Here is a 20,426-nt window from a genome sequence, read left to right as displayed (position 1 = left end):
AACGTTTCGAGCCATCTGTGTAAATCTGCTGCGTCTGCTGTCGGCTGCTTCACCCAAGCCTACAGCGAGCGCAGCAGATTAGCGCAGCAGATTTATGCCAACAGCCGGCGTAATAGCTGTCGCGCCTCCGTGGGCGAGGCAATATTGAACCTTGCCAGCGAGCGCACCCCGTGGCCTACCCGTACCGAGTAGGCTTCGGGCGGCAGCACCCGAAACGTATCCTCATCGGTGCGGTCGTCGCCGAGGGCCAGTACAAAATCGGGCGCGTACTGGGTTAGCCATCGGGCCGCGGCATTGCCTTTGTTAATGCCAGAATTCTTGATTTCCAATACCTTATTGCCCTCCATCACTTGCAGGTCGGTGTTGGCGGTCATAAACGAGAGGTGGCTCAGCAGCTCGCGGGCCCGTACCTTGCCCAAGCCAGCATCGGCCCGGCGGTAATGCCACACCAGCGAATAGTCTTTCTCCTCAATAAAGGAGCCGGCCGTGCGGGCTACGTACAGCTCAAGCACGGGGCGCAGCTCGCGTTTCCACTCGTTGCGCAGCTGTTGGTAGAGCTGCCAGTCTTCGCCCGCCGCGCGCAGCCACACGCCATGCTCGGCAATAAAATCGAGGGGCAGGTCGCCGAGCCATTTTTCCAGCGTGGTCCGGTCGCGCCCACTAATAATAACCACCCGCGTATTCGGCAGCCCGGCCAGGTCCTGAAGCAGCTTGCGCAGCTCCGCGCCCGGCTCGGCCCGTTGCGGATTAGCCTGAAATGCGACCAAAGTGCCATCGTAGTCGAGCAGTAGCAGGCGCTGGCTGGCGGCCTGAAAGTCGGCCAGCAGCTGCGAGGTAGCCGGGCTGGTCAGCATTTCGGGCGCCAGGGTCTGCTGCTTCATCTTGGTATAAGCCAGCTGGTTCATAAACAGCTTCGCCCACGAAAAAACGTTGTAGCGCTTTACCAGGGCCTGCATGGCACTTATGCGGATGGTCTGCTCCTCTTCGGGCATTACCAGCGCCTCGTGCATGGCTTCGGCCAGCTGGCTTAAGTCGGTTGGGTTAATGATGAGCGCATCCGATAGCTCACGGGCTGCCCCGGCCCGCTCGCTCAGAATCAGTACCCCGCGCTGGTCGGGCTTGCTGGCCACGTACTCTTTCGCCACCAGGTTCATGCCATCACGCATGGGCGTTACCAGGGCTACTTCCGCCAGCCGGTAGAGGGCCGCCAGCTCCTCAGTGGGCAGCGACCGGTAGAAATACGATATCGGATTCCAGCCGATAGTGCGGTACTGCGCATTGAGCCGGCCTACCAGCTCGTCAATCTCTTCCTTAAGCGCGGCGTACTGGGCCACCTGGTCGCGCGAGGGCACCACGAGCATGACCAGGCACACTTTTTCGCGCCACTCGGGGTAGCGCTGCAACAGCAGGTCGAAGGCCCGCAGGCGCTGCGCAATCCCTTTAGTATAGTCGAGCCGGTCAATAGACAGGATAATGCGGGTGTCGTGCAGGGCCTCCCGGTACACTGCCTCGTGGGCCTTGGCTTCTTCGGAGGCAGCCGCCTGGGCGTAGCGCTCGTAGTCGATACCCATCGGAAAAGCATCGACCCGCACCGAGCGGGTAGGGGTTTCAATCTGCCCGTTCTGCGCCGGTAAACCCAGCAGGTGCGATACCGCGCTCAGAAAGTGCCGCATGTAGCCGAAGGTGTGAAACCCGATAAGGTCGGCCCCCAGCATACCGCGTAGCAGCTCGGTACGCCAGGGCAGCACCCGTATCAGCTCCTGCGACGGAAACGGGATATGCAGAAAAAAACCAATCGATGCCTCGGGCCGTGCCTGGCGCAGCAGCTCCGGCAGCAGCAGCAGCTGGTAGTCGTGCACCCAGATAGTATCGTCGGGGCCGGCCTCGGCCAATACGGCGGCGCAAAATTTCTGATTGACGGCTACATACGCTTCCCAGTGTGCCGGCTCATAGGTGGCAAACTCGCTGAAGTAGTGGAAGGTAGGCCACAGCGTAGAGTTGCTGAAGCCTTCGTAGAAGTCATGAATCTCGGCTTCGCTCAGAAAAACCGGGGCCATATTGTCGGCCCGCAGCTCTTCGCGGATGTGTGTTTCCTCGCCCTCATCCTGCACAAAAAGCCCCGGCCAGCCAACCCATAAATTGTCGCCCTGGCGGTAGATAGACCCCAGCCCCGTCGCCAGCCCGCCTTCGCTGGACTGAAACGTGAGGCCTTCGTCGGTGCGCTGGACTTTAGTAGGCAGGCGATTAGAGACAATTATGGTACGCGACATAGGCCAAAACAAGTTGGTAAGTCTGTACAGGTACGGAGTATTTCACCAAAAAGCCATGCTATAATGGGTTGCCCTGGGCCAACTACTGCTGGGCCAGCCCCAAATAGCCGCTTATAGCAGAGGTCGGTTCGGGCTCCCGGCTTAGCGCTGTACCTCGTACTTACGCTTGATAAAGTCCAGCATCTCCCGCACATGCTCGTCGGTTTTGTTGGCTTCAATTTTCCACAGGGCCTCAATCAGCAGCAGTAGCAGGCGGGTTTCCTGCTCGGGCTCCGGGTAGCCCAGCTGCTCAAACGCAGTTTGCAGGCGGGCGGGCACCGGGCGCATGAAGCGCTCGTGCTGCTGTTGCGCCATTTCCCGGTCGGCCAGGCGGTATTGCAGCTTCCAAAAATGCGGCTCCTCCAGCACCAGTTTATAAGGCAGGTCGATAACGCTGTGGATAAACGTGAGCGGGTCAAGCTCGGCCAGGCCCCCGCGGTTGTGCTCGATAATGCGCTGGTAGCCGCTCTTGATAATGAAGTCAAGCAGCTGCTCCTTCGAGCCGAAATGCTTAAAGATAAGCGCCTCCGAAACCCCGGCCGCCTTGGCAATCTGTTGGGTAGAGGTATTTTCAAAGCCCTTATCGCCAAAAAGTTGCAGCGCCACATTGGCAATATGTTGGCGGCGGGTAATCATAACGAGGCAGGGTGGGTAGGGTAGCACCAGGCAGCTGGCCCTGGCAGCAAGATGAAAGGCAAAGTTCGGGGATAGCTGCCGCAAAAAATGCTCACGGTGTAGCTTTATCAGGGCTGGCAGCGGTTAGCACGCTGGCTCACAAAAAGAAACCGGCCGATTTGGGAGCTCCAAATCGGCCGGTTGAAAAACTTTCAGCTTCTGCCAGGCCGGGGCGGGGCAGGGATACAAAACCAGACGGGGTGGGACGACGGCTGGAGTACTCAGAGTGTGATTCTAAACCAGCTGGGGTGGGACGACAGCCGGGCAACGAGAGTGTGAGGTGAGCTAGCCGGGGTGGGACAACGGCTGGCTGCTAGCGTGGTAACGAGTAGGCTATCAGCTGACCGGGTGGGGCTCGCCAGCTGATAGCGGGAGCAATATTACAACAAAAAAACAAATCAGGGTAAGTGTTAGCTCACCAGCAGCAGGTGAGTGTGTACTCACCGTCATGTTTTATTGATAAATGTTTGATAATCAGAGTAAAAAAATTAGGTGTAAAATTTTGTCATTTCGTAATAAGTGTCAAAGAATGGCTTTTCGGCTACTGCAATGCCAACAAAGGTTTGGGGAAGTTTTTAAGTAGTTTCGCTGCGTTAACCGACCTTTAAAAGATGCTGGTTGGGTAGACAGCAGGCGTGGAGCACTGCAAAACCTTGCTTGCACCTTCCGCGCAGTGCTACTCGGGCACAGCGCCAAAAAGCCGGCTCTACCTGCTACTATCTGCCTTGCTGCCAGCAAAACGTAAAACCCGCCAGGTTGCGCGGGGCTACCTGGCGGGTTTCAGCTTTAAACATATAAAAATAAATATATTATAGATGCTTTTCGTAAATGCCGGCGGCAATTTTTTCGACGATGGGCTTGGGCACTACGCTGGTGAGGCCAGCCGATACTTTATTAAGTATTCCTGGGATAAACTCGGCCTTGCCGGCAAACAGTGCTTTTAAGCCAGCCTCGGCTACCTGGTCGGCAGTCATGGAAACCTTGTTGGCCACGGCTTGCAGCTCGGTGCCCATTCCGGCGCGATTGCCAAAATCGGTAGTGGTGGCACCGGGGCTGAGGCAGGTTACGCCAATGGCTGTGTCTTTCAGCTCATAGCGCAGACCCCGGCTGAAGCTTAGCAGAAAGGCCTTGCTGGCCGCGTACACCGTTAGGGAGGGCACTGCCTGGTAGGCCGCTGTGCTGGCCACATTCAGAATAAAGCCCCGCTCGGCCTGGCGCAGCAGCGGCAGCAGCGCATAGGTAAGCTGCACCGGTAGGGTGAGGTTGAGCTGCAACATATTCAACTGCTCTTCGAGGTTGAGCTGCTCGAAGCGGCCCCACAGGCCATAACCGGCGTTGTTGACGAGCACTGCCAGCCCATCGGGCGACTGGTGAGCAACCCAGGTAGCTACCTGAACCGCCGCTTCGGGCTGGGTAAGGTCGAGAGCCAGTACTTGGGCCCGCCGCTGATGGCGGGCCTGCACTTGCTGAGCCAGCGCCCGCAGCTGGTCGCCGGAGCGGGCTACCAGCAGCAGGTCGTAGCCGCGGCGCGCCAGGCCCAGCGCCAGCGCCCGGCCAATACCGCGCGAGGCGCCGGTAATAAGTGCAGTTGCCATAAAATAGCTGAAGGATGGGAGAAGGCGGACTAAAAAAGCACGTCATGCTGCGCTTGCTGCAGCATGACGTGCTTCGGAGTGGGCGTAGCTACTTAACCAGGTGCAGGAAGCGCAGGTAGAAAGGGGTAGGGCTTTCATTGCTTTTGGGCTGGTACTTGCCGCCGATAATGGGCACGTACATCACCCGGCGGCGCGATTCGGGGCCTACAAGCGGCGACTGCGCCACGCGGTGCCACATGCGGCCATCGTGCACAGTGAGGTCGCCGGGTTCGGTTTCAACGGCTATCTCGTTGGGGTCGTAGTACACGTCCTTGTAGTACTTCTTGCGAAACAGCATCTTACCCAGGCTCTGGCGATGCGTGCCCGGAATAATGCGCAGGCCGCCGTTGGTGGCTTTGGTGCCATCGAGGTGCAGGCCCACGTTGAGCATGGGCCGGATGCGCTTGCCGTAAAAAACATCGCGCAGCGAGTCGGTGTGCCAGCCCATTTGGCTGAACTCGGAGCCTTCGACGTTTACGTAGTGGTTAACCACCAGACCATCGCGCTCGTTTTCGCCCACGCGGCCATCCGATGATTCCAGCAGCGGAAACAGTGCCTCAAAGCGGGGGTCTTGCAGCAGCTCATGCAGCACCGGGCTGTGCTGCGAGGCAAAGGCAAAGCGCTGCACAATGGGCGAGCCATCCACATCCTTGCCATACTTAATAGGTACCCCGTTTACTTTGTCGACGTTATGCGCCAGCCAGGCAGCCTGGATATCCTGCGTAGCTTTCAGATACGCCTGCACCTGCTCGGGCGAAGCGAATGGCCGGAAATGCAAAAACCCATACTTCGAGAAAAAGGCCCGTTGCTCGGCCGTTAGCTCCTGGCCAAGCGTAAAGCGCGGATAGTCAGATAAAGATGCCATAGAAAAAAAGCTGGCGGAAATAACTCCCGACTCGCCCTGGGATTTAAATGAAAGGGCAAAGATACGGTAACAGGTAGTGGGCTGAAATGAACAGACATATTCTAACTGCCGGGCATGCGGCCAATAACCACGCCGCCCGCACCGAAGTTTGGGCCTGAAGCCGGTTTTTAGTGGTCGCTGCCTATCTTTTGGCACCTTATTGCGTTGCGGTCGCTGTCAGTACGTACTACCGGCGCAATTGACTGGCTTTTCCGGCTCCGGCGCTTTATCATTCTCTTTCCGCCTTATTTCCCCACCCTGCTTATGATTTTCACGCCCAGCCCCATGCTTCTGAAACTGCTTTATAACCGGGGCAGCCTGCACAACCTGCCCGAGGGCCAGGGGTAGCGTTTAGTATCAAAAATCGCCTCGATACGGTGCGGCTGACGGGCCTGAAGCAAGTGAAAATTGGGGAAGTGGTAGTGCTGGCTACCCATATTCAACTCGACCTGGGCAACGGAGACCTGCGAGCCGGTACCGCGCTTGATGCTGACAAGCAGGCAATTGAGCTGCCGGTGGGGCGCACTATCACGTTTTTGCTCGACACGCCCGCCCTACCCGAGGGTATGCACCAGCTCCGGGCGCAATTCAGTACCGATGTCTTGGGGGAACTGAGTGTGGAGGTCGAAGATGCCATTGTGAGCCACGATGGGCGGGTCCGCATTCCGCGCTCGGAAGATGACGACTACGCCGAAGCGGCCATTACGGCCCGGCAGCACTTTGCCGAGCAGTTTACGCAGCAGCAGTTTCACCACTTAAAAAACTATTCTTTCGACCCGCAGCAGCTCAAGGGTAATTGTGAGCACTTTGTAGGAGTGGCGCAGGTGCCAATTGGACTAGCTGGTCCGCTCCATCTAAATGGCGAGCACGCCCAGGGTGAGTTTCTTATCCCGATGGCAACCACTGAAGGTACTTTGGTGGCCAGCTACAACCGCGGTATGCAGGTGCTCAACCTGTGCGGCGGCGTCAAATGCACCGTTATCGGCGATGCCATGCAGCGAGCCCCGGTATTTGTGTTCGATGATGCGCGCGGGGCCCGTGACTTCGGCCGCTGGGTGGCCGAAAGCCTGGAGCAGATTCGGCCCCAGGCCGAAAGTACCTCCACCGTTGCAAAATTGCAGTATATTGATACTTATTTAAGTAATAAGTTTGCGTATCTGCGCTTCAATTTCTCGACTGGCGACGCGGCCGGGCAGAACATGGTGGGCCGGGCCACGTTTGCGGCCTGCTCCTGGATTCTGGAGCAGTACAAGGGTGCGCCGATTCGAAACTTTTACCTCGAATCTAACTTTGCTACCGACAAGAAAGCCAGTCAGATAAACATTATGCGCACGCGGGGCAAGCGCGTGGTAGCCGAGGCAGTTATCAAGCGCGAGGTGTTGCAGCAGCGCATGCGCGTGACGCCCGAGCAGCTGGCCTACCACGGCCAGGTAAGCAACGTAGGCGCGTTCTTATCGGGGGCCAACAACAACGGGGCGCACTCAGCCAATGGCATCACGGCGTTGTTTATCGCCACGGGCCAGGATGTAGCGAACGTGAGCGAGTCGTCGGCCGGGGTGTTATACTCGGAGGTGACGAAGGAGGGCGATTTATACATAAATATCACTATTCCGTCGCTTATTGTAGCTACTCACGGGGGCGGCACCGGCCTGGCTACCCAAAACGAATGCCTGCGCATGCTGGGCTGCGTGGGCCGGGGCACGGTGTACAAGTTTGCTGAGATAGTGGCGGGGTAGTGCTGGCCGGCGAGCTGAGCCTGGGAGCGGCCATATCGAGCAGCGACTGGGTCAGCAGCCACGAGCAATATGGGCGTAATCGCTAGCAGCAATGGCGAATAGGCGCGCTTATATTTGGTGGCTCTATTCCCAACCCCTTGTGCGCCCGATGAAAACACCCCTACTTACTTTACTGGTTTTCGGCCTGTCGCTGGCGGCCCGGGCACAGGCCGGCCGCGCCGCTGACCCCGGCCGTGCCCTCTACCGCGAGGCCAATACCCCGGCAGCCGTCCATCACCTGCGCGCCGAAACCAGCCTGCACGAAAGCGAATACCTGAACAAGGGTGCGTACGAAGTCGGCTACCTGCGCCTGCTCGACGGTCGGCGCGTGCTGCTGCCCGGCCTGCGCTACCACGTAGGCCAGCGCGTAGTGCAGGTGCAGGATTCGATGCAGGTCGACAGTACGCACTACTGGCCGCTGGCCGCCGTGCGGGGCTTCGACCTGGGAGCCGAAGACGAAGCGCCTCTTTCGGCGGGGCAGGGTGCCTTGGTGCCGGCCGTGCGCCGCTACCGCGCCCGCCTGGTGCAGGAAGGCAAGCTCGGCACCCGCCGCGAAGCGGTAGAAGTACTCACGTCTATCGACTCCGGGCCTCTGCTGCTGGCCTGGCTGCCAACGGTAGCTGAAGGGAGCCTGAGCCAGGTGCTGGTGGCCGGCATCGGCACGCCCGTGACCGAGGTGCTGCGCCCGCTCGAGCTTACGCAGCCGGCCGTGCTCCACCTCTGTAGCAGCCGTGCCGATGAAGTGCGCTCGTTTGCCGCTAGTCGGCACCTGCGCTACGACCAGCCGACCGAGGTAGCCAAAATGCTGGATTACTACAACCGGATAGCTGTAGCAAAATAACGCCTAGCTGCCGTTACTTACCCTGCAACGCCAGCATTGCCGTGCTATCCTGTACTACGTGCAGGGCCTGCTGCAGCTCCAAGTCATTGTCGAGCAGGATGGTGCGGGCGGCTTCGACACCATAGGCGCTGCGCGCAATGCTGGCCTTGAGGCAGGTACGCAGAGCGGGGGCGCAGCGCCGCATAGCGCTTGGGTCGGGTCGCATGCCCGCCAGGGCTGCCTGCCGCGCAAGGGCATCCAGCTCGGTATCGGTGATGCGAAACACCGCCTGGTACTGGGCAAAGCGCAGGCCTGCCAGCTCAGCCTTATGCTGCTGGTAAAAAGTGAGCGCGTACGCCCGCAGCACCCCCAGGTTTTGGAGGCGGGTGTAGTAGGCTGAGTGCAGCAACGTATCGCGGGCCACGAATATATCGGGCATGATGCCTCCGCCCCGTACACAACCCGGCCGTGGTCGGTACGGAAGCGCTGCTCGGTAGCAAAGTGTACGCTATCGGCCGAGCTCAGCTCGCCGTGCTGCTGGCGCTCGGTCAGCTCGCGGTTGTAGGTGGCCCGGTCGGGGCCGTAGGGCTTCTGAATGCAGCGGCCTACGGGCGTATAGTAGCGGGCCACCGTCAGGCGCAGCTCGCCGCCATCCTGCAGCGGAATGGGCTGCTGCACCAGGCCCTTGCCGAAAGTGCGGCGACCCACCAGCAAGGCGCGGTCGTGGTCTTGCAATGCCCCGGCCAGCACTTCGGCAGCCGAAGCACTGTTTTCGTCTACCAGCACCACCAGGGGGTTTTGCTCCCAGTCGCCGGCTACGTGGGCGTAGGTTTGGGTAGCAAATTGCTCATCCTTACCGGCCGTATACACAATCTTGCGCGAGCCGGCAATAAACTCGTCGGCCAAGCGGGTGGCACGGTCGAGGTAGCCGCCGGGGTTGCCCCGCAAATCCAGTATCAGACGTTGCAGGCCCTGGTGCTGCAAGTCGGCAAGCTGGGCTTTAAACTCTTCGTACGTATTGGTAGCAAATCGATTAACTTTAATATAGCCCGTTTTGCCATCTTCCAGCAGCAGGCCTGGCTCAACCGACACATTCGGCACGCGCCCCCGGTTGAAGCGAAAGCTCTGCGCCTGCGCCTGGTGCGGCCTGGCCACCAGCAGGTTGAGGCTGCTGCCGCGGGGGCCACGCAAGAGCTGCATCAGCTGATTGGTGCTCAGATGGGCGCCGGCCACCGGCGCAGCGCCCACACGCAAAAGCTGGTCGCCGGGAAGGAGCCCGGCCGCCTCGGCCGGGCCACCGGGCAGGGTGGAGACAACGGTGGCCGTATCCCGGAAAAAGTTAAAATCGACTCCGGCCCCGTCGAAGCTGCTTTGCAGAAAAGCGTCGACCTGCTCGCGGTCTTTGGCCGGGATATACACCGAGTGCGGGTCGAGCTTGCCCAGCAGCTGAGCTACGGCATAGTTGGTCAGCCCGTCGGCGTCGACCGAATCGACGTAATCGCGGTCGATGTAGCTCAGAATCTCCTTGTAGCGCAGGTAGCCGCGCGCGGTGGCATCGGGGTTTTCGGTGTGAGGGCGAAACGGATTGGTACCCAGAATGATACCCAGGCCCAGCGTAAGCACCGGCAACAGCTTCAGGTAATGCCGAGCCCGGCCGCGGCGGGCCGGTGCCGGGGCAGCAGAAGAAACAGCGCCGGGCGATGGCAGCGGGGCAGGCATAAGCGAATCCGCAGAGCGTAGAATTTTAAGTCAGCCCGAACAAAAGCCAACCAGTAACTCAAATTTACCGCTCGCTTAGCACAACTATTTCATAACCACGGCCAATAGGCGCATATTCAGGATAAGCCCACACATTTTCTGGTTAAAAGTCAATTTTGTGACCTTAAGAAGTGGTCGGGGAGGCTTGGTGGGTAAGCCGTTGCGGCGGCAACGGAGCTGGCCCGGCCCTGGGCAGATACCGTATCTTTGTGATTTAAGGCGCTTGCTTATGTCATCTTCCCTTCCTGGTCGTATCCTGGCCATAGATTATGGCAATAAGCGGGTGGGCCTGGCTATTACCGACCCGCTTCAACTTATTGCTTCCCCGCTGGATACCATACATAGCCAGGACCTGGTAAAATTTGTGCTTGACTACCACCAGCGGGAGCCGCTGGCGGCCGTAGTGGTAGGAATGCCGCGTACGCTGCTCAACGAGCCCACCGATTCTACCAGTGCGGTGGTGGGCCTTTTGCGCCGCTTGCGCCGCGAGCTGCCCGCTGTGCCCGTGCACGAAATCGACGAGCGCTTTACTTCGCGCCTGGCCAAGCAAGCCATGCTGGCCGGCGGCCTGGGCCGCAAAGCCCGCCAGGATAAAGCCACGGTCGATAAAGTGAGCGCCGCGCTTATTCTTCAGTCATTTTTAGAGTCCCCCTTCGCTAATGATTCTCCCGATTGTCGCCATTGGTGACCCCGTATTAAAAACGCTTGCCAAAGCTATTCCGGCCGAACTGCCTGCCACTGAGCTGAGCCAGCTGGTGCAGGATATGTTCGAAACTATGTACTCGGCCCACGGGGTAGGCCTGGCCGCTCCGCAGATTGGCCGCAGCGTGCGGCTGTTTGTGATGGACTCGGGCCCCATGCTGGAAGTGGACGAAGAAGACGAAGACGAGCCGGTAGAGGTAGCTAATGCCGATGAAATCCACGAAACGCCCATTAAGCGGGCCTTTATCAACCCCCGTATGGTGAGCGAAACCGGCGAAGAGTGGGGCTTTGAGGAAGGCTGCCTGAGTATTCCGGGCGTGCGCGAGCTAGTATATAGAAACCCTAATATTATACTTCGCTACGAGGACGAAAACCGCCAGCCCCACGAAGAAGCCTTTAGCGGCATGGCGGCCCGGATTATTCAGCACGAATACGACCACCTGGAGGGCGTGCTGTTTACCGACAAGCTTTCGGCTTTTAAGAAACAGCTGCTCAAGGGCCGGCTGGCGCGCATCAGCAAGGGCGACGTGAAGCACGACTACCGCATGAAGTTTGCGACTACCGGGCGGCGCTAAGGCGCCTTGCTCCCTGGCTGAAGCCGGCATATCAGAAGATATGCCGGCTTTTTTGTTACTTGCTGCTTCAGCTATAGCAGTATTGGCTTGTTAGCTATTCAATTAATTTATAGTAAACTGATAGACAACACAAAGCTAATGTTTAATCTGCTCAGTAAATGCTATCATAATGGTCAGTGAATAGGCGAGGCATGCAAAATCTGAATAAGTACACGCCGCGCTGGCAATGGGTAGTCGTGTTGCTGCTGGCGCTGCTGCCCCGCCGGCCCAGGCCTGGGGCTTCTTTGGCCATCGGCTGCTCAACCGACTGGCCGTATATACCCTGCCGCCCGAGATGCTGCCCTTCTTCAAGGCCAATATCGACTACTTGACCGTGAACGCCACGCGACCCGATTCGCGCCGTACCGTAGTGCCAACGGAAGCGCCGCGCCACTTTCTGGATGTTGATGCCTACGGCGACAGTGCCCTCACGCGCCACGGCCTGCCCCGTGCCTATGCCGACGCCGTGGCCCTGGCCGGTAGTGAAGACTCGCTGCTGCACCACGGCATTGTGCCCTGGCAGGTGGCCATGATGAAAAGTCAGCTCACGGCTGCCTTCCGCGACCAGGACACGGATAAAATTCTGCGCCTGGCAGCCGATATGGGCCACTACGTGGCCGATGCCTGCGTGCCGCTGCATACTACCCGCAACTACAACGGCCAGCTTACCAGCCAGCGGGGAATCCATGCGCTCTGGGAGTCGCGCCTGCCCGAGCTGCAAGCCGCCGAGTACAACCTGCTCACCGGTCCGGCTCCGTACCTGGAACAGCCTACCGAAGCCGCGTGGGCGGCCGTAGCGCGGGCCCACGCGGCTGTCGACTCCGTATTCAGCATGGAACGGGCGGTGTCCAGGGAATTGCCGGAGGACCGAAAATATGGTTACGAGCAGCGTGGCAACCAAACCATCCGCACGTACTCGCGCGAGTTTAGCCGGGCCTATCATCGTCGGCTTAATGGTCAGGTAGAGCGGCAGCTGCGCTACGCGGCGCGGCTCATCGGAGCCTTCTGGTACACCTGCTGGGTTGATGCCGGCCAGCCCGACCTAACTGAGCTGGAGCAGCAGCCCTCGGTAGCCGAGCAGCTACAGGTAGCCCAGGAAGCTAAGCAGGCGGCTGCGGCTCCGCAGGTGACTGTGCCGGGCCACGACGAATAAAAGGTGAGCGTTGGAAAGCATACAAAAAAAGGGCTGACCTACAAAGGTCAGCCCTTTTGAGATATAGTAAATTTCAGGTTTAAACCTCCGGGTTGGCGCTGGCCAGCACGTCGTAGGCCATGTTTTCGGCCGGGGTCATGTTGTTGGGCAAGCGGATATCGTCGGCATCGTGCACGCGTAGGGTGAGCAGGCCGGCCAGTATCATCGATATGCCGCCGATGATGAGCGTATAAATGGGCTGGTCATGAAACACGTACTTCGTGAGCGGGCCCAGGATAAGACCCGCCGCACCTTGGGGCAGCACCACAAAAAAGTTGAACACACCCATATAATACCCCATTTTGCTCGAAGGCAAGGCCCCGGCCAGCATGGCGTAGGGCACGGACAGGATACTCGCCCAGGCAATGCCCACACCCACCATCGAGACAAGAATATAGTGGTAGTCGTGAATAAAGTAAATAGAAATCAGCCCCAGGCCGCCCAGCACCAAGGCCAGCATGTGGGTGAAGCGGCGGCTCGTAGCCCGAGCCACCAGCGGCAGGAGCAGGGCCATCACGGCCGATAAGCCATTATACACCGAGAAGCAAACGCCCACCCAGTCGCCGCCCTTATTATAGTCGGCAGAGGTAGGGTTGGTGGTGTGAAAAATGTGGCTGGTAACGGCCTGCGTAGTGTAAATCCACATGGCAAACAGCGCAAACCACGAAAAGAACTGCACCACGGCCAATTGGCGCATGGTACGCGGCATCTCAAAAATGCCGGCAAACGACTCGCGAAAGCCGTGGGCGAGACCGGCGGTACGAGCTTTTTCGGCTTCAAACTCGGCCAGGTTTTCGGGCGGATACTCACGGGTGCGCAACACCGTCCAGAGCACAGCCAGGAAGAAAACGATGCCCCCCGCCGTAAAGGAATAGCGCACGGAGGCCGGAATGTGGCCCGCCGTGGCCGTGTTGGAAATGTGAAACCAGTTGGTAAGCATCCAGGGCAGCGACGACGCTACCACGGCCCCTATGCCAATAAAAAAGGTTTGGGCCCCGAAGCCCGTGGTGCGCTGCGAGGAGGGCAGCAGGTCGCCGACCAGTGCCCGGAAAGGCTCCATACTGATGTTGATGCTCGAATCCATTATCCAGAGCATACCGGCGGCCATCCACAGGGCCGTCACGTTGGGCATTATCAGTAGGGAAAGCGAAGCCAGGATGGCTCCTACCAGAAAGTAAGGCCGGCGCCGGCCCCAGCGTGGGCTCCAGGTGCGGTCGGAGAGATAGCCGATGATGGGCTGCACCAGCAGGCCCGTAGCGGGCGCAGCCAGCCACAAAAAGGCTATCTCGTCGGTTTTGGCCCCCATCGTTTCGAAGATGCGGCTTACATTGGCGTTCTGCAAGGCAAAGCCAAACTGGATACCCAGAAAGCCGAAGCTCATGTTCCAGATTTGCCAGAAGCTGAGGCGGGGCTTTACGCGCAGCGAGGCGGGCGAGGCGACCACGGTAGATGCAGCCATGAGAGCAGAAGGAGCGAAAGGGTGGGAAAACGAGTAAGGAAAGTTACGTTACCACGACTGGTAAAAGCGCACGTGGCCAGCGGTTAGCGCGGCTTTATTTCCAGCACCGTGGCGCTGAGCGGTTCCAGGGTCAGGTTGAGGCTGTTGCGGGCTTCCCCACCATTCAATAAGTCTTGGTAAGCATAAGTGCGCTGCGGGTCGAGGCCGATGGCTTGCAGCACATTATCCGGAATAAGCACGGTGGGGTGGTAGGTTTTGGTGTCGCTGAAATTGACGACAACCAGCACCTGCTGGCCTTTGCTGTAGCGCAAAAAGGTGTAGAGCTTGCGCTGGTCGTACTCCTTGCCGAGGTTGTTGGCATCCTGCAGCTCGTAAAACCGGCCTTTGCGGATGGCCTCGCTGCTGCCCGCTAGCGAAAGCAGGCGGGCGTAGAAATCACGCAGCTGCTTTTGCTCGGGGCTGAGCTTGCCGCCGTCAAATTTGCCGTGGTTCATCCACTTCTGGTGCTCGGGCACACTCCAGTAGTCGAAGATGGTGGTGCGGCCATCGCCCGTATTAAAGCCCGCCGCGCCGGCGGCTGGCTCGCCTACTTCCTGGCCCATGTAGAGCATGACGGGGCCGCTGGCCAGCGTGGCCGCCAGCGTCATGGCCGGAATAGCGCGGCGCGGGTTGGTCGCAAACTCTTTGGAGGCAATGCGCTGCTCGTCGTGGTTTTCCAGAAAGCGCAGCATGTGCGAGCTAAAGCCGTTGCTTTCCTCTTTCCAGACGTGGGTAATGTCGTCGGTGGTGCCTTCCTGGCGCATCAGGCGGCGCAGGCCATCGTAGAGGCCCACTTTATCATACAAAAAGTCGAAGTGGCCTTTGGTAAGATAGGTGTTGTATTCCTTAGGATTATAGGCTTCGCCGATGAAGATGATACCGGGCTTTACCTTCTTGACTTCAGGAATAACGTAGGCCCAGAACTCGACGGGTACCATCTCGGCTACGTCACACCGAAAGCCATCTACATCTTTCTGAGCCCAATACACCAGAATATCACGCATCTTCTTCCACGTATCGGGCACCGGGTCGAAGTGCGTGGCGCGGCCATTCTGGTAATCGACGCCGTAGTTGAGCTTCACCGTTTCGAACCAGTCGTCGAGCTTGGGTGCGGCCGAAAACACGTCGTTGCCGGTTGCCTTGGCCGGAAACTCAGTGTATTTGCCATCCTCGCCCGGCCCTTTGAGCGCGCCGAGCGGATTGTAGCCGGCCGGCACCACAAAGTGCTGGCCGGGCAGGTAATAGAAATTGTTGTTGGGAGCGAAGGACTTGGTCTTATCATCCTGCGCGCCGAGGTCAACCACGCCCGCGGGTTTCGCATCAGAATGATAGGAGCGGGCTACGTGGTTGGGAATGAAGTCGATAATAACCTTAAGCCCGTGGGCATGAGTGCGCTTTACCAAGGCTTCAAACTCTTCCAGCCGGTTTTTAGGATTCACGGCCAGGTCGGGGTCCACGTCGTAATAATCCTTCACGGCGTAGGGCGAGCCGGCGCGGCCTTTCACCACGTCGGCATCGTCGGCGGGCAGGCCGGCTACGGGGTAGCTCGTCATGGTGGCGTGCTCCAGCACGCCGGTGTACCACATATGTGATACGCCCAGCTCCTTTATCTTGGTCAGTGCCAGGTCGTTGATATCGCTAAACTTGCCGCAGCCATTTTCCAGAATAGTGCCGTAGGGCTTATTCAGCGCCACTTTGTTGCCAAACAGGCGCGGCAGCAGCTGGTAGATAACGAGCTTGTTATCCTGGGGCACTTCGGAAGTCGTATTCGGGTCGTTAGCCAGAACTGGAGGGGGGTATCGGCCACGGGTAAAGAGGGCGGGGTAAAGGCGGATAATGCCAGCAAACTGGCCGCCAGCGTCAGATTCTTCATAGGCGGCCGTAAGTTAGGGCTCAGATGGCAGGGTTTAATCAGCACGATGGCGTTGAAGCTGCTCAGGGAGTCGCCCGGCGAGCATACAAGCTCATGCAAACTTCCTGAGCAGCTTCACTTTCAGCTCGTGCTACTTCCGCAGCTCTACCACCCAGGCCGTGTGCGCCGGGAGGTGCAGGGTCTTTAAATCGGTGATAGCCGCGCCGCTTACCACTTCTACGCCCGACGAGAAGCCGTCGGTACGCTCGGCGTAGCGCGTACCATCTACCTTCTTTTCCTCTTTGGTATTGTTAGCGATAATCATCACGCACTCACCGCCTTCGTTGTAGCGGAAGTAGGTGTACACGCCATCCTGCGGAATAAACTGCATGAGCTTGCCGCTGCTCAGTACCGGGTGGGCCTTGCGATAGTTGGCCAGCTTGCTCACGTAATCAAACGCCTCACCGGTCTGCCCCGGCCGCGCTACGAAATAGTTAGTTTTGTCGCCGGCCCAGCCGCCGGCAAAATCTTCCCGCACCTTGCCGTCGGGATTCGAAAAATTCTTCATCAGCACTTCGGTGCCGTAGTAGAGCTGCGGCACGCCGCGCAGGGTCAGCAGCCAGGCAATGCCCATCTTATACTTGTTGAAATCTTCGCCGATAACCGAGTAGAAGCGGCTCATGTCGTGGTTGTCCAGGAAAGGCACGTTGCGGGTAGCATCCGTGTACAGCCAGTCGCCCTGAATGGCGTGGTAGAGCTTGCTCAAGTCGCCGTTATCGCCTTTCAGCGCATCGCCCACGGCAAAGCAAATCTGGAAGTCGAGCACGCCGGGCAGGTTCGACTTAAACCCATTCACGGGCGGCAGAATATTCTGGGCGAAGAAGGCTTGCTCGGCCTCAGTACCTTCCCAGGCTTCGCCAAACATAGATAATTTTGGATATTCATCGGCCATCGCCTTGCCCCAATCCATCAGGAACTTAGGCTCCGAATAGGGATAGGTATCAATGCGATAGCCATCGAGGCCGGTACTTTCTACCCACCACAAAAAATTCTGAATCAGGTAAGTAGCTACCAGCGGGTTGCTCTGGTTCACATCGGGCATGGTGGTGTCAAACCAGCCATCGTTTTCCAGCTTGCGGTCGAGCTTCGAGCCGTGCGGGTCGTTGAGCACGAAGGCGTTGTAGTTGCTGCGCGTGAAGGTGGGGAAGGCGTGAAACCAGTCGGCCGCCGGCTTGTCCAGAAACAAATGGTGGTAGCTGCCCCAGTGGTTGAGCACAATATCCTGCACTACTTTGAGGCCCTGGCTATGCGCATTTTTTACAAATTGCACGTACTCGGCGTTAGTACCGTAGCGCGGGTCAATCTTGTAGCAGTCCGTGACGGCGTAGCCGTGGTAGCTGGCCTTGGGCATATCGTTTTCGATAACCGGCGTAGGCCAGATAGCCGTGGCGCCCAGCTGCTTGATGTAGGCAAAGTGGTCCTCAATGCCCTTGAGGTCGCCGCCGTGCCGGGCATACATCGAGTCGCGGGCAATGTGATTTACGCGGGTGCCTTTTACCACGTCGTTCTTCGGGTCGCCGTTGGCAAAGCGGTCGGGCATCAGCATATAGATGAAGTCGGCCTGCGTGAGGCCCTGGGTGCGGGCCGGGTCCTGGTTGCGGGGCCGCAGCTCGTAGCTGTAGGTGAGGCTTTTAGCGCCTTTAAACTGAAGCTTAAGCTTGCCGGGCTGTGCCTGTGGGCTAATGCTAAGGTTGACAATAAGGTAGTTGGGGCTTTCGAGCTTCTGCGAGCCATTGAGCGTAACGCCGGGGTAGGTAGCAAGGCTAACCTGGCTGCCGGCAATGCCGGGCGCGTTTACCAGCAACTGCAGCTGCGGGTTTTTCATGCCCACAAACCAATAGGTGGGGTCGATGCGAACCTGCGCGGCAACGCGGGCCGTGGCCCAGGCCGGCGAAGCCCCAGCAACAGGACGGCCGCTACCGCAGCCAGGAGAAAGCGAAAAATGCGCATAAGCCAGATAATGAGAAAGTAAGGTGGGAAAAAGCAGGGTGAAATCAGGTGCAGTCAACTGGCCGGAAGTCCGGAAAGTCCGGCGTTCAGGCCCCGCAAACCATTGCGGAAGTGGCTGGCCAAACCCACAGGCAAAATACACCGACTTGCGCCGCGCGCCCGCTAGCTTTGGGTTGTGGGTCGTTCATTTGCTGCGCCAAACCCTCTTAGTAACAACTCGCTACCAATTTTTTTTCGATGACTTTTCAATTTAAAGCCCCCACTCCGGCCGCTAAATACAAGACGCCGGCGGCTTACTTCTCCATGGAGTTTGCCCTCGACCAGAGCCTGAAAATCTATTCCGGCGGGTTGGGCTTTCTGGCGGGCTCGCACATGCGCTCGGCCTACGAGCTCAAGCAGAACCTCGTCGGCATCGGCATTCTGTGGACGTACGGCTACTACGACCAGGAGCGTAACCCTGACCAGAGCATGAAAGCCGAGTTTCTGCACAAGCACTATTCGTTTCTGCAGGATACTGGGCTGGTTTTCCCCATCATCATCCACGATGCTGAGGTACACGTGAAAGCACTGTACCTGGCGCCCGACACATTTGGCACCGCGCCGATATTTTTCCTGACAACCGACATTCCGGAAAACGATTACCTCTCGCGTACTATCTCGCACCACCTCTACGACCCGGACACCGCCGCGCGGGTAGCGCAAAGCATGCTGCTGGGCATTGGCGGCGGCAAGCTGCTCGATGTGCTGGGCAGGCAGACCGATATCTACCACCTCAACGAAGGCCATGGCCTGCCGTTGGCGTTTTACCTCTATCAAAAGTACGGCCACGACCTGGCCGAAGTACAAAAGCGACTGGTATTTACGACCCACACGCCCGAGCTTGCCGGCAACGAGGAGCACCCCATGAAGCTGCTCCAGGATATGAGCTTTTTTGCGGGCGTGCCCGCCGAGGAAGTGCGCCAGGTGGCGCGGGTCGAAAATGACACGCTCAACTACACGCTTACTGCGCTTCGCTTCGCCCGTAAAGCCAACGCCGTGAGCAAAGTACACGGCACGGTAGCCAACGAAATGTGGGGCCACTACGCGGGTATCTGCCCCATTATCTCCATCACCAATGCTCAGAATGGCACCTACTGGCGCGACCCGCAGCTGGCGGCCGCCCACAAAGCCAAAAACGACGATGCCCTGCTGGCTCGCAAGAAGGAGCTGAAAAAGGCGCTGTTCTGCACGGTAGCCGACCAGACGGGCACCCTGCTCGACCCGAATGTGCTGACCATTGTGTGGGCCCGCCGCTTCGCGGCCTACAAGCGGGCCGACCTCATCCTGCGTGATTTTGAGCGCTTTGTAAAGCTGGTGACCAACGACGAGCGCCCGGTACAGGTAATCTGGGCCGGCAAGCCGTATCCGAAAGATTATGGTGCAATTAATATATTCAACGACATCATCCGTAAGACCAAGGACCTGAAGCGCTGTGCCGTGCTCACGGGCTATGAGCTGAGCTTATCGGCCGAGCTGAAAAAGGGCTCCGACCTGTGGCTGAATACCCGCGCTACCCACGCGAGGCCAGCGGCACCAGCGGCATGACGGCCGCCATGAACGCCTGCGTTAGCGTGAGCATCGCCGATGGCTGGATTCCGGAGTTTGCCAAAGATGGTGAAAACTGCTTTCTCATCGAGCACACCGACGTGAGCCTGCCCGATGCGCAGAAGGATGATATTGAGGCCGCCACGCTCCTGAGCGTGCTTGAAAACACGGTGGTGCCGATGTACTACGACCAGCCTAAGCAATTCCTGAAAGTGGTGAAGGCCGCCATGAAAGATGTGGAGCCGGAATTTGAGAGCACGCGCATGGCCCGTGAGTATTACGAGCAGCTGTACAAGTAAGCACTAAGTGCGCATAAGCTGTTGTGCTGCGCCTGCGAAGCATCTTATCACCCCCGGCAAACGTTAGGAGAAAAAATCCTGACAGCTGCGGACGCGATAAGATGCTTCGCAGGCGCAGCACGACTTTTTTTATGTGTGGCCGCTACACCATTATCTCCCCGGCGCCGGCTTTAGCCAAGCGCTTTAATGCGAAGGAAGCAACCGCTCCGGCGCCCAATTTTAACGCCGCGCCCTCGCAGGCGCTGCCCGTCATCACCAATGCCGCGCCCGGCCAGATTCAGCTCGTGAGCTGGGGCCTGGTACCCGGCTGGAGCCGCGACCCGGCCAGCGGCCCCAAGCCCATCAATGCCCGCGCCGAAACCCTGATGGAGAAGCCCAGCTTCCGGCAGCTGCTGGCCCGTAAGCGCTGCCTGGTGCTGGCTGATAGTTTTTACGAGTGGCAGGCCACGGAGCGCGGCAAAATCCCGCATCGTATTCTGCTGAAAGACGAGCAGCCCTTCGCCTTTGCCGGCCTCTGGGACGAGTGGCTCGACAAAAGCACCGGCGAGCTGCACCCTACTTTTACCATCGTCACGACCGAGCCCAACGAGCTGATGGCCAAGCTGCACAACCGGATGCCGGTTATTCTGCCCGGTCCCAAAGCCGAGCAGGCCTGGCTTTCCGATGGACTGGGCCCATCGCAGCACCAGCAGCTCCTGGTGCCCTACGATGCCAGCTTAATGCGCGAATACGTTATTACGAGCCGCGTAAACTCGCCAGCACACAACGATGCCGAGGTGCTAGTAGCGGCGTAGCAACTG

Annotated in this window: 17 protein-coding genes; 9 read left to right on the top strand and 8 right to left on the bottom strand. The window is 58.8% G+C overall.

Annotated features, from left to right (window positions below):
- Positions 1 to 92: 92 nt before the first annotated feature.
- The 4 genes from GKZ67_RS15875 to GKZ67_RS15860 form a co-directional block, all read right to left on the bottom strand.
- Entirely contained in the window at positions 93 to 2,270 is a 2,178-nt protein-coding gene (locus GKZ67_RS15875) for a bifunctional alpha,alpha-trehalose-phosphate synthase (UDP-forming)/trehalose-phosphatase (RefSeq protein WP_173244157.1), read from the bottom strand.
- 141 nt (positions 2,271 to 2,411) lie between these two features.
- Positions 2,412 to 2,945 (bottom strand): TetR/AcrR family transcriptional regulator, encoded by a 534-nt coding sequence (locus tag GKZ67_RS15870; protein WP_173244154.1) that lies wholly within the window; start codon positions 2,943 to 2,945, stop codon positions 2,412 to 2,414.
- Between the two features lie 848 nt (positions 2,946 to 3,793).
- A complete protein-coding gene (locus GKZ67_RS15865; RefSeq protein WP_173244151.1) occupies positions 3,794 to 4,579 on the bottom strand; it encodes an SDR family NAD(P)-dependent oxidoreductase in 786 nt (261 codons plus the stop codon).
- A gap of 88 nt (positions 4,580 to 4,667) precedes the next feature.
- Positions 4,668 to 5,483 carry a phytanoyl-CoA dioxygenase family protein gene (locus GKZ67_RS15860; RefSeq protein ID WP_173244148.1) on the bottom strand — a complete coding sequence of 272 codons (816 nt, stop codon included), beginning with the start codon at positions 5,481 to 5,483 and terminating at the stop codon, positions 4,668 to 4,670.
- Between the two features lie 204 nt (positions 5,484 to 5,687).
- Here GKZ67_RS15860 and GKZ67_RS24715 point away from each other — a divergent pair, with 204 nt between their 5' ends.
- From GKZ67_RS24715 to GKZ67_RS15850, 3 genes are all read left to right on the top strand, one after another.
- Positions 5,688 to 5,870, top strand: a complete 183-nt coding sequence (locus GKZ67_RS24715) for a hypothetical protein (RefSeq protein WP_317172161.1) — start codon at positions 5,688 to 5,690, stop codon at positions 5,868 to 5,870.
- A 29-nt stretch (positions 5,871 to 5,899) separates the two neighbouring features.
- On the top strand, positions 5,900 to 7,258 hold the full coding sequence (locus tag GKZ67_RS15855) for a hydroxymethylglutaryl-CoA reductase (RefSeq protein ID WP_317172160.1): 1,359 nt from the start codon (positions 5,900 to 5,902) through the stop codon (positions 7,256 to 7,258).
- Positions 7,259 to 7,406: 148 nt separating this feature from the next.
- Positions 7,407 to 8,138 (top strand): hypothetical protein, encoded by a 732-nt coding sequence (locus GKZ67_RS15850; protein ID WP_173244145.1) that lies wholly within the window; start codon positions 7,407 to 7,409, stop codon positions 8,136 to 8,138.
- A gap of 54 nt (positions 8,139 to 8,192) precedes the next feature.
- Here the strand turns inward: GKZ67_RS15850 and GKZ67_RS15845 are convergent, their stop codons facing one another.
- Positions 8,193 to 9,836: a S41 family peptidase gene (locus GKZ67_RS15845; RefSeq protein ID WP_173244142.1), complete on the bottom strand. Its 1,644-nt coding sequence runs from the start codon at positions 9,834 to 9,836 to the stop codon at positions 8,193 to 8,195.
- Positions 9,837 to 10,104: 268 nt separating this feature from the next.
- Between GKZ67_RS15845 and ruvX the strand changes: the two genes are divergently transcribed.
- The 3 genes from ruvX to GKZ67_RS15830 all read left to right on the top strand — a co-directional run bounded on the left by ruvX (position 10,105) and on the right by GKZ67_RS15830 (position 12,344).
- The gene (ruvX, locus tag GKZ67_RS15840; RefSeq protein ID WP_173244139.1) at positions 10,105 to 10,563 is read left to right on the top strand and encodes a Holliday junction resolvase RuvX; all 459 of its coding nucleotides are present in this window, start codon (positions 10,105 to 10,107) and stop codon (positions 10,561 to 10,563) included.
- Positions 10,535 to 11,152, top strand: a complete 618-nt coding sequence (def, locus tag GKZ67_RS15835; RefSeq protein ID WP_173244136.1) for a peptide deformylase — start codon at positions 10,535 to 10,537, stop codon at positions 11,150 to 11,152. Before ruvX ends, def begins: the two co-directional genes overlap by 29 nt.
- A 226-nt stretch (positions 11,153 to 11,378) precedes the next feature.
- A complete protein-coding gene (locus tag GKZ67_RS15830; protein WP_254244876.1) occupies positions 11,379 to 12,344 on the top strand; it encodes a zinc dependent phospholipase C family protein in 966 nt (321 codons plus the stop codon).
- Positions 12,345 to 12,423: 79 nt separating this feature from the next.
- Here the strand turns inward: GKZ67_RS15830 and GKZ67_RS15825 are convergent, their stop codons facing one another.
- The 3 genes from GKZ67_RS15825 to GKZ67_RS15815 form a co-directional block, all read right to left on the bottom strand.
- The gene (locus GKZ67_RS15825; protein ID WP_217278605.1) at positions 12,424 to 13,842 is read right to left on the bottom strand and encodes an MFS transporter; all 1,419 of its coding nucleotides are present in this window, start codon (positions 13,840 to 13,842) and stop codon (positions 12,424 to 12,426) included.
- An 83-nt stretch (positions 13,843 to 13,925) separates the two neighbouring features.
- On the bottom strand, positions 13,926 to 15,635 hold the full coding sequence (locus tag GKZ67_RS15820) for an alpha-amylase family glycosyl hydrolase (RefSeq protein ID WP_254244875.1): 1,710 nt from the start codon (positions 15,633 to 15,635) through the stop codon (positions 13,926 to 13,928).
- A gap of 249 nt (positions 15,636 to 15,884) precedes the next feature.
- Positions 15,885 to 17,801 (bottom strand): alpha-amylase family glycosyl hydrolase, encoded by a 1,917-nt coding sequence (locus GKZ67_RS15815; protein ID WP_254244874.1) that lies wholly within the window; start codon positions 17,799 to 17,801, stop codon positions 15,885 to 15,887.
- Between the two features lie 179 nt (positions 17,802 to 17,980).
- On the opposite strand from GKZ67_RS15815, the gene glgP reads away from it, so the two are divergent.
- The 3 genes from glgP (at position 17,981) to GKZ67_RS15805 (ending at position 20,420) form a co-directional block, all read left to right on the top strand.
- A complete protein-coding gene (gene glgP / locus GKZ67_RS15810) occupies positions 17,981 to 19,327 on the top strand; it encodes an alpha-glucan family phosphorylase (protein WP_254244873.1) in 1,347 nt (448 codons plus the stop codon).
- Positions 19,276 to 19,626: a hypothetical protein gene (locus GKZ67_RS23780; RefSeq protein WP_254244872.1), complete on the top strand. Its 351-nt coding sequence runs from the start codon at positions 19,276 to 19,278 to the stop codon at positions 19,624 to 19,626. The genes glgP and GKZ67_RS23780 overlap by 52 nt, the downstream gene beginning before the upstream one ends.
- A 131-nt stretch (positions 19,627 to 19,757) precedes the next feature.
- The gene (locus tag GKZ67_RS15805; protein ID WP_173244133.1) at positions 19,758 to 20,420 is read left to right on the top strand and encodes an SOS response-associated peptidase; all 663 of its coding nucleotides are present in this window, start codon (positions 19,758 to 19,760) and stop codon (positions 20,418 to 20,420) included.
- Positions 20,421 to 20,426: the final 6 nt, after the last annotated feature.

Origin of the sequence: Hymenobacter sp. BRD67, assembly GCF_013256425.1 — a bacterium.
Lineage (GTDB): Bacteria > Bacteroidota > Bacteroidia > Cytophagales > Hymenobacteraceae > Hymenobacter.
The sequence above is the reverse complement of the archived record's forward strand: the minus strand, read 5'-3'. Positions and strand labels throughout refer to the sequence as shown.

Bases quoted from the DNA above. Each gene is read 5' to 3' on its own strand.
- GKZ67_RS15875 (WP_173244157.1), bottom strand. From the start codon at position 2,270: ATGTCGCGTACCATAATTGTCTCTAATCGCCTGCCTACTAAAGTCCAG.
- GKZ67_RS15870 (WP_173244154.1), bottom strand. From the start codon at position 2,945: ATGATTACCCGCCGCCAACATATTGCCAATGTGGCGCTGCAACTTTTT.
- GKZ67_RS15865 (WP_173244151.1), bottom strand. From the start codon at position 4,579: ATGGCAACTGCACTTATTACCGGCGCCTCGCGCGGTATTGGCCGGGCG.
- GKZ67_RS15860 (WP_173244148.1), bottom strand. From the start codon at position 5,483: ATGGCATCTTTATCTGACTATCCGCGCTTTACGCTTGGCCAGGAGCTA.
- GKZ67_RS15850 (WP_173244145.1), top strand. From the start codon at position 7,407: ATGAAAACACCCCTACTTACTTTACTGGTTTTCGGCCTGTCGCTGGCG.
- GKZ67_RS15845 (WP_173244142.1), bottom strand. From the start codon at position 9,836: ATGCCTGCCCCGCTGCCATCGCCCGGCGCTGTTTCTTCTGCTGCCCCG.
- ruvX (WP_173244139.1), top strand. From the start codon at position 10,105: ATGTCATCTTCCCTTCCTGGTCGTATCCTGGCCATAGATTATGGCAAT.
- def (WP_173244136.1), top strand. From the start codon at position 10,535: ATGATTCTCCCGATTGTCGCCATTGGTGACCCCGTATTAAAAACGCTT.
- GKZ67_RS15830 (WP_254244876.1), top strand. From the start codon at position 11,379: ATGGGTAGTCGTGTTGCTGCTGGCGCTGCTGCCCCGCCGGCCCAGGCC.
- GKZ67_RS15825 (WP_217278605.1), bottom strand. From the start codon at position 13,842: ATGGCTGCATCTACCGTGGTCGCCTCGCCCGCCTCGCTGCGCGTAAAG.
- glgP (WP_254244873.1), top strand. From the start codon at position 17,981: ATGACTTTTCAATTTAAAGCCCCCACTCCGGCCGCTAAATACAAGACG.
- GKZ67_RS15805 (WP_173244133.1), top strand. From the start codon at position 19,758: ATGTGTGGCCGCTACACCATTATCTCCCCGGCGCCGGCTTTAGCCAAG.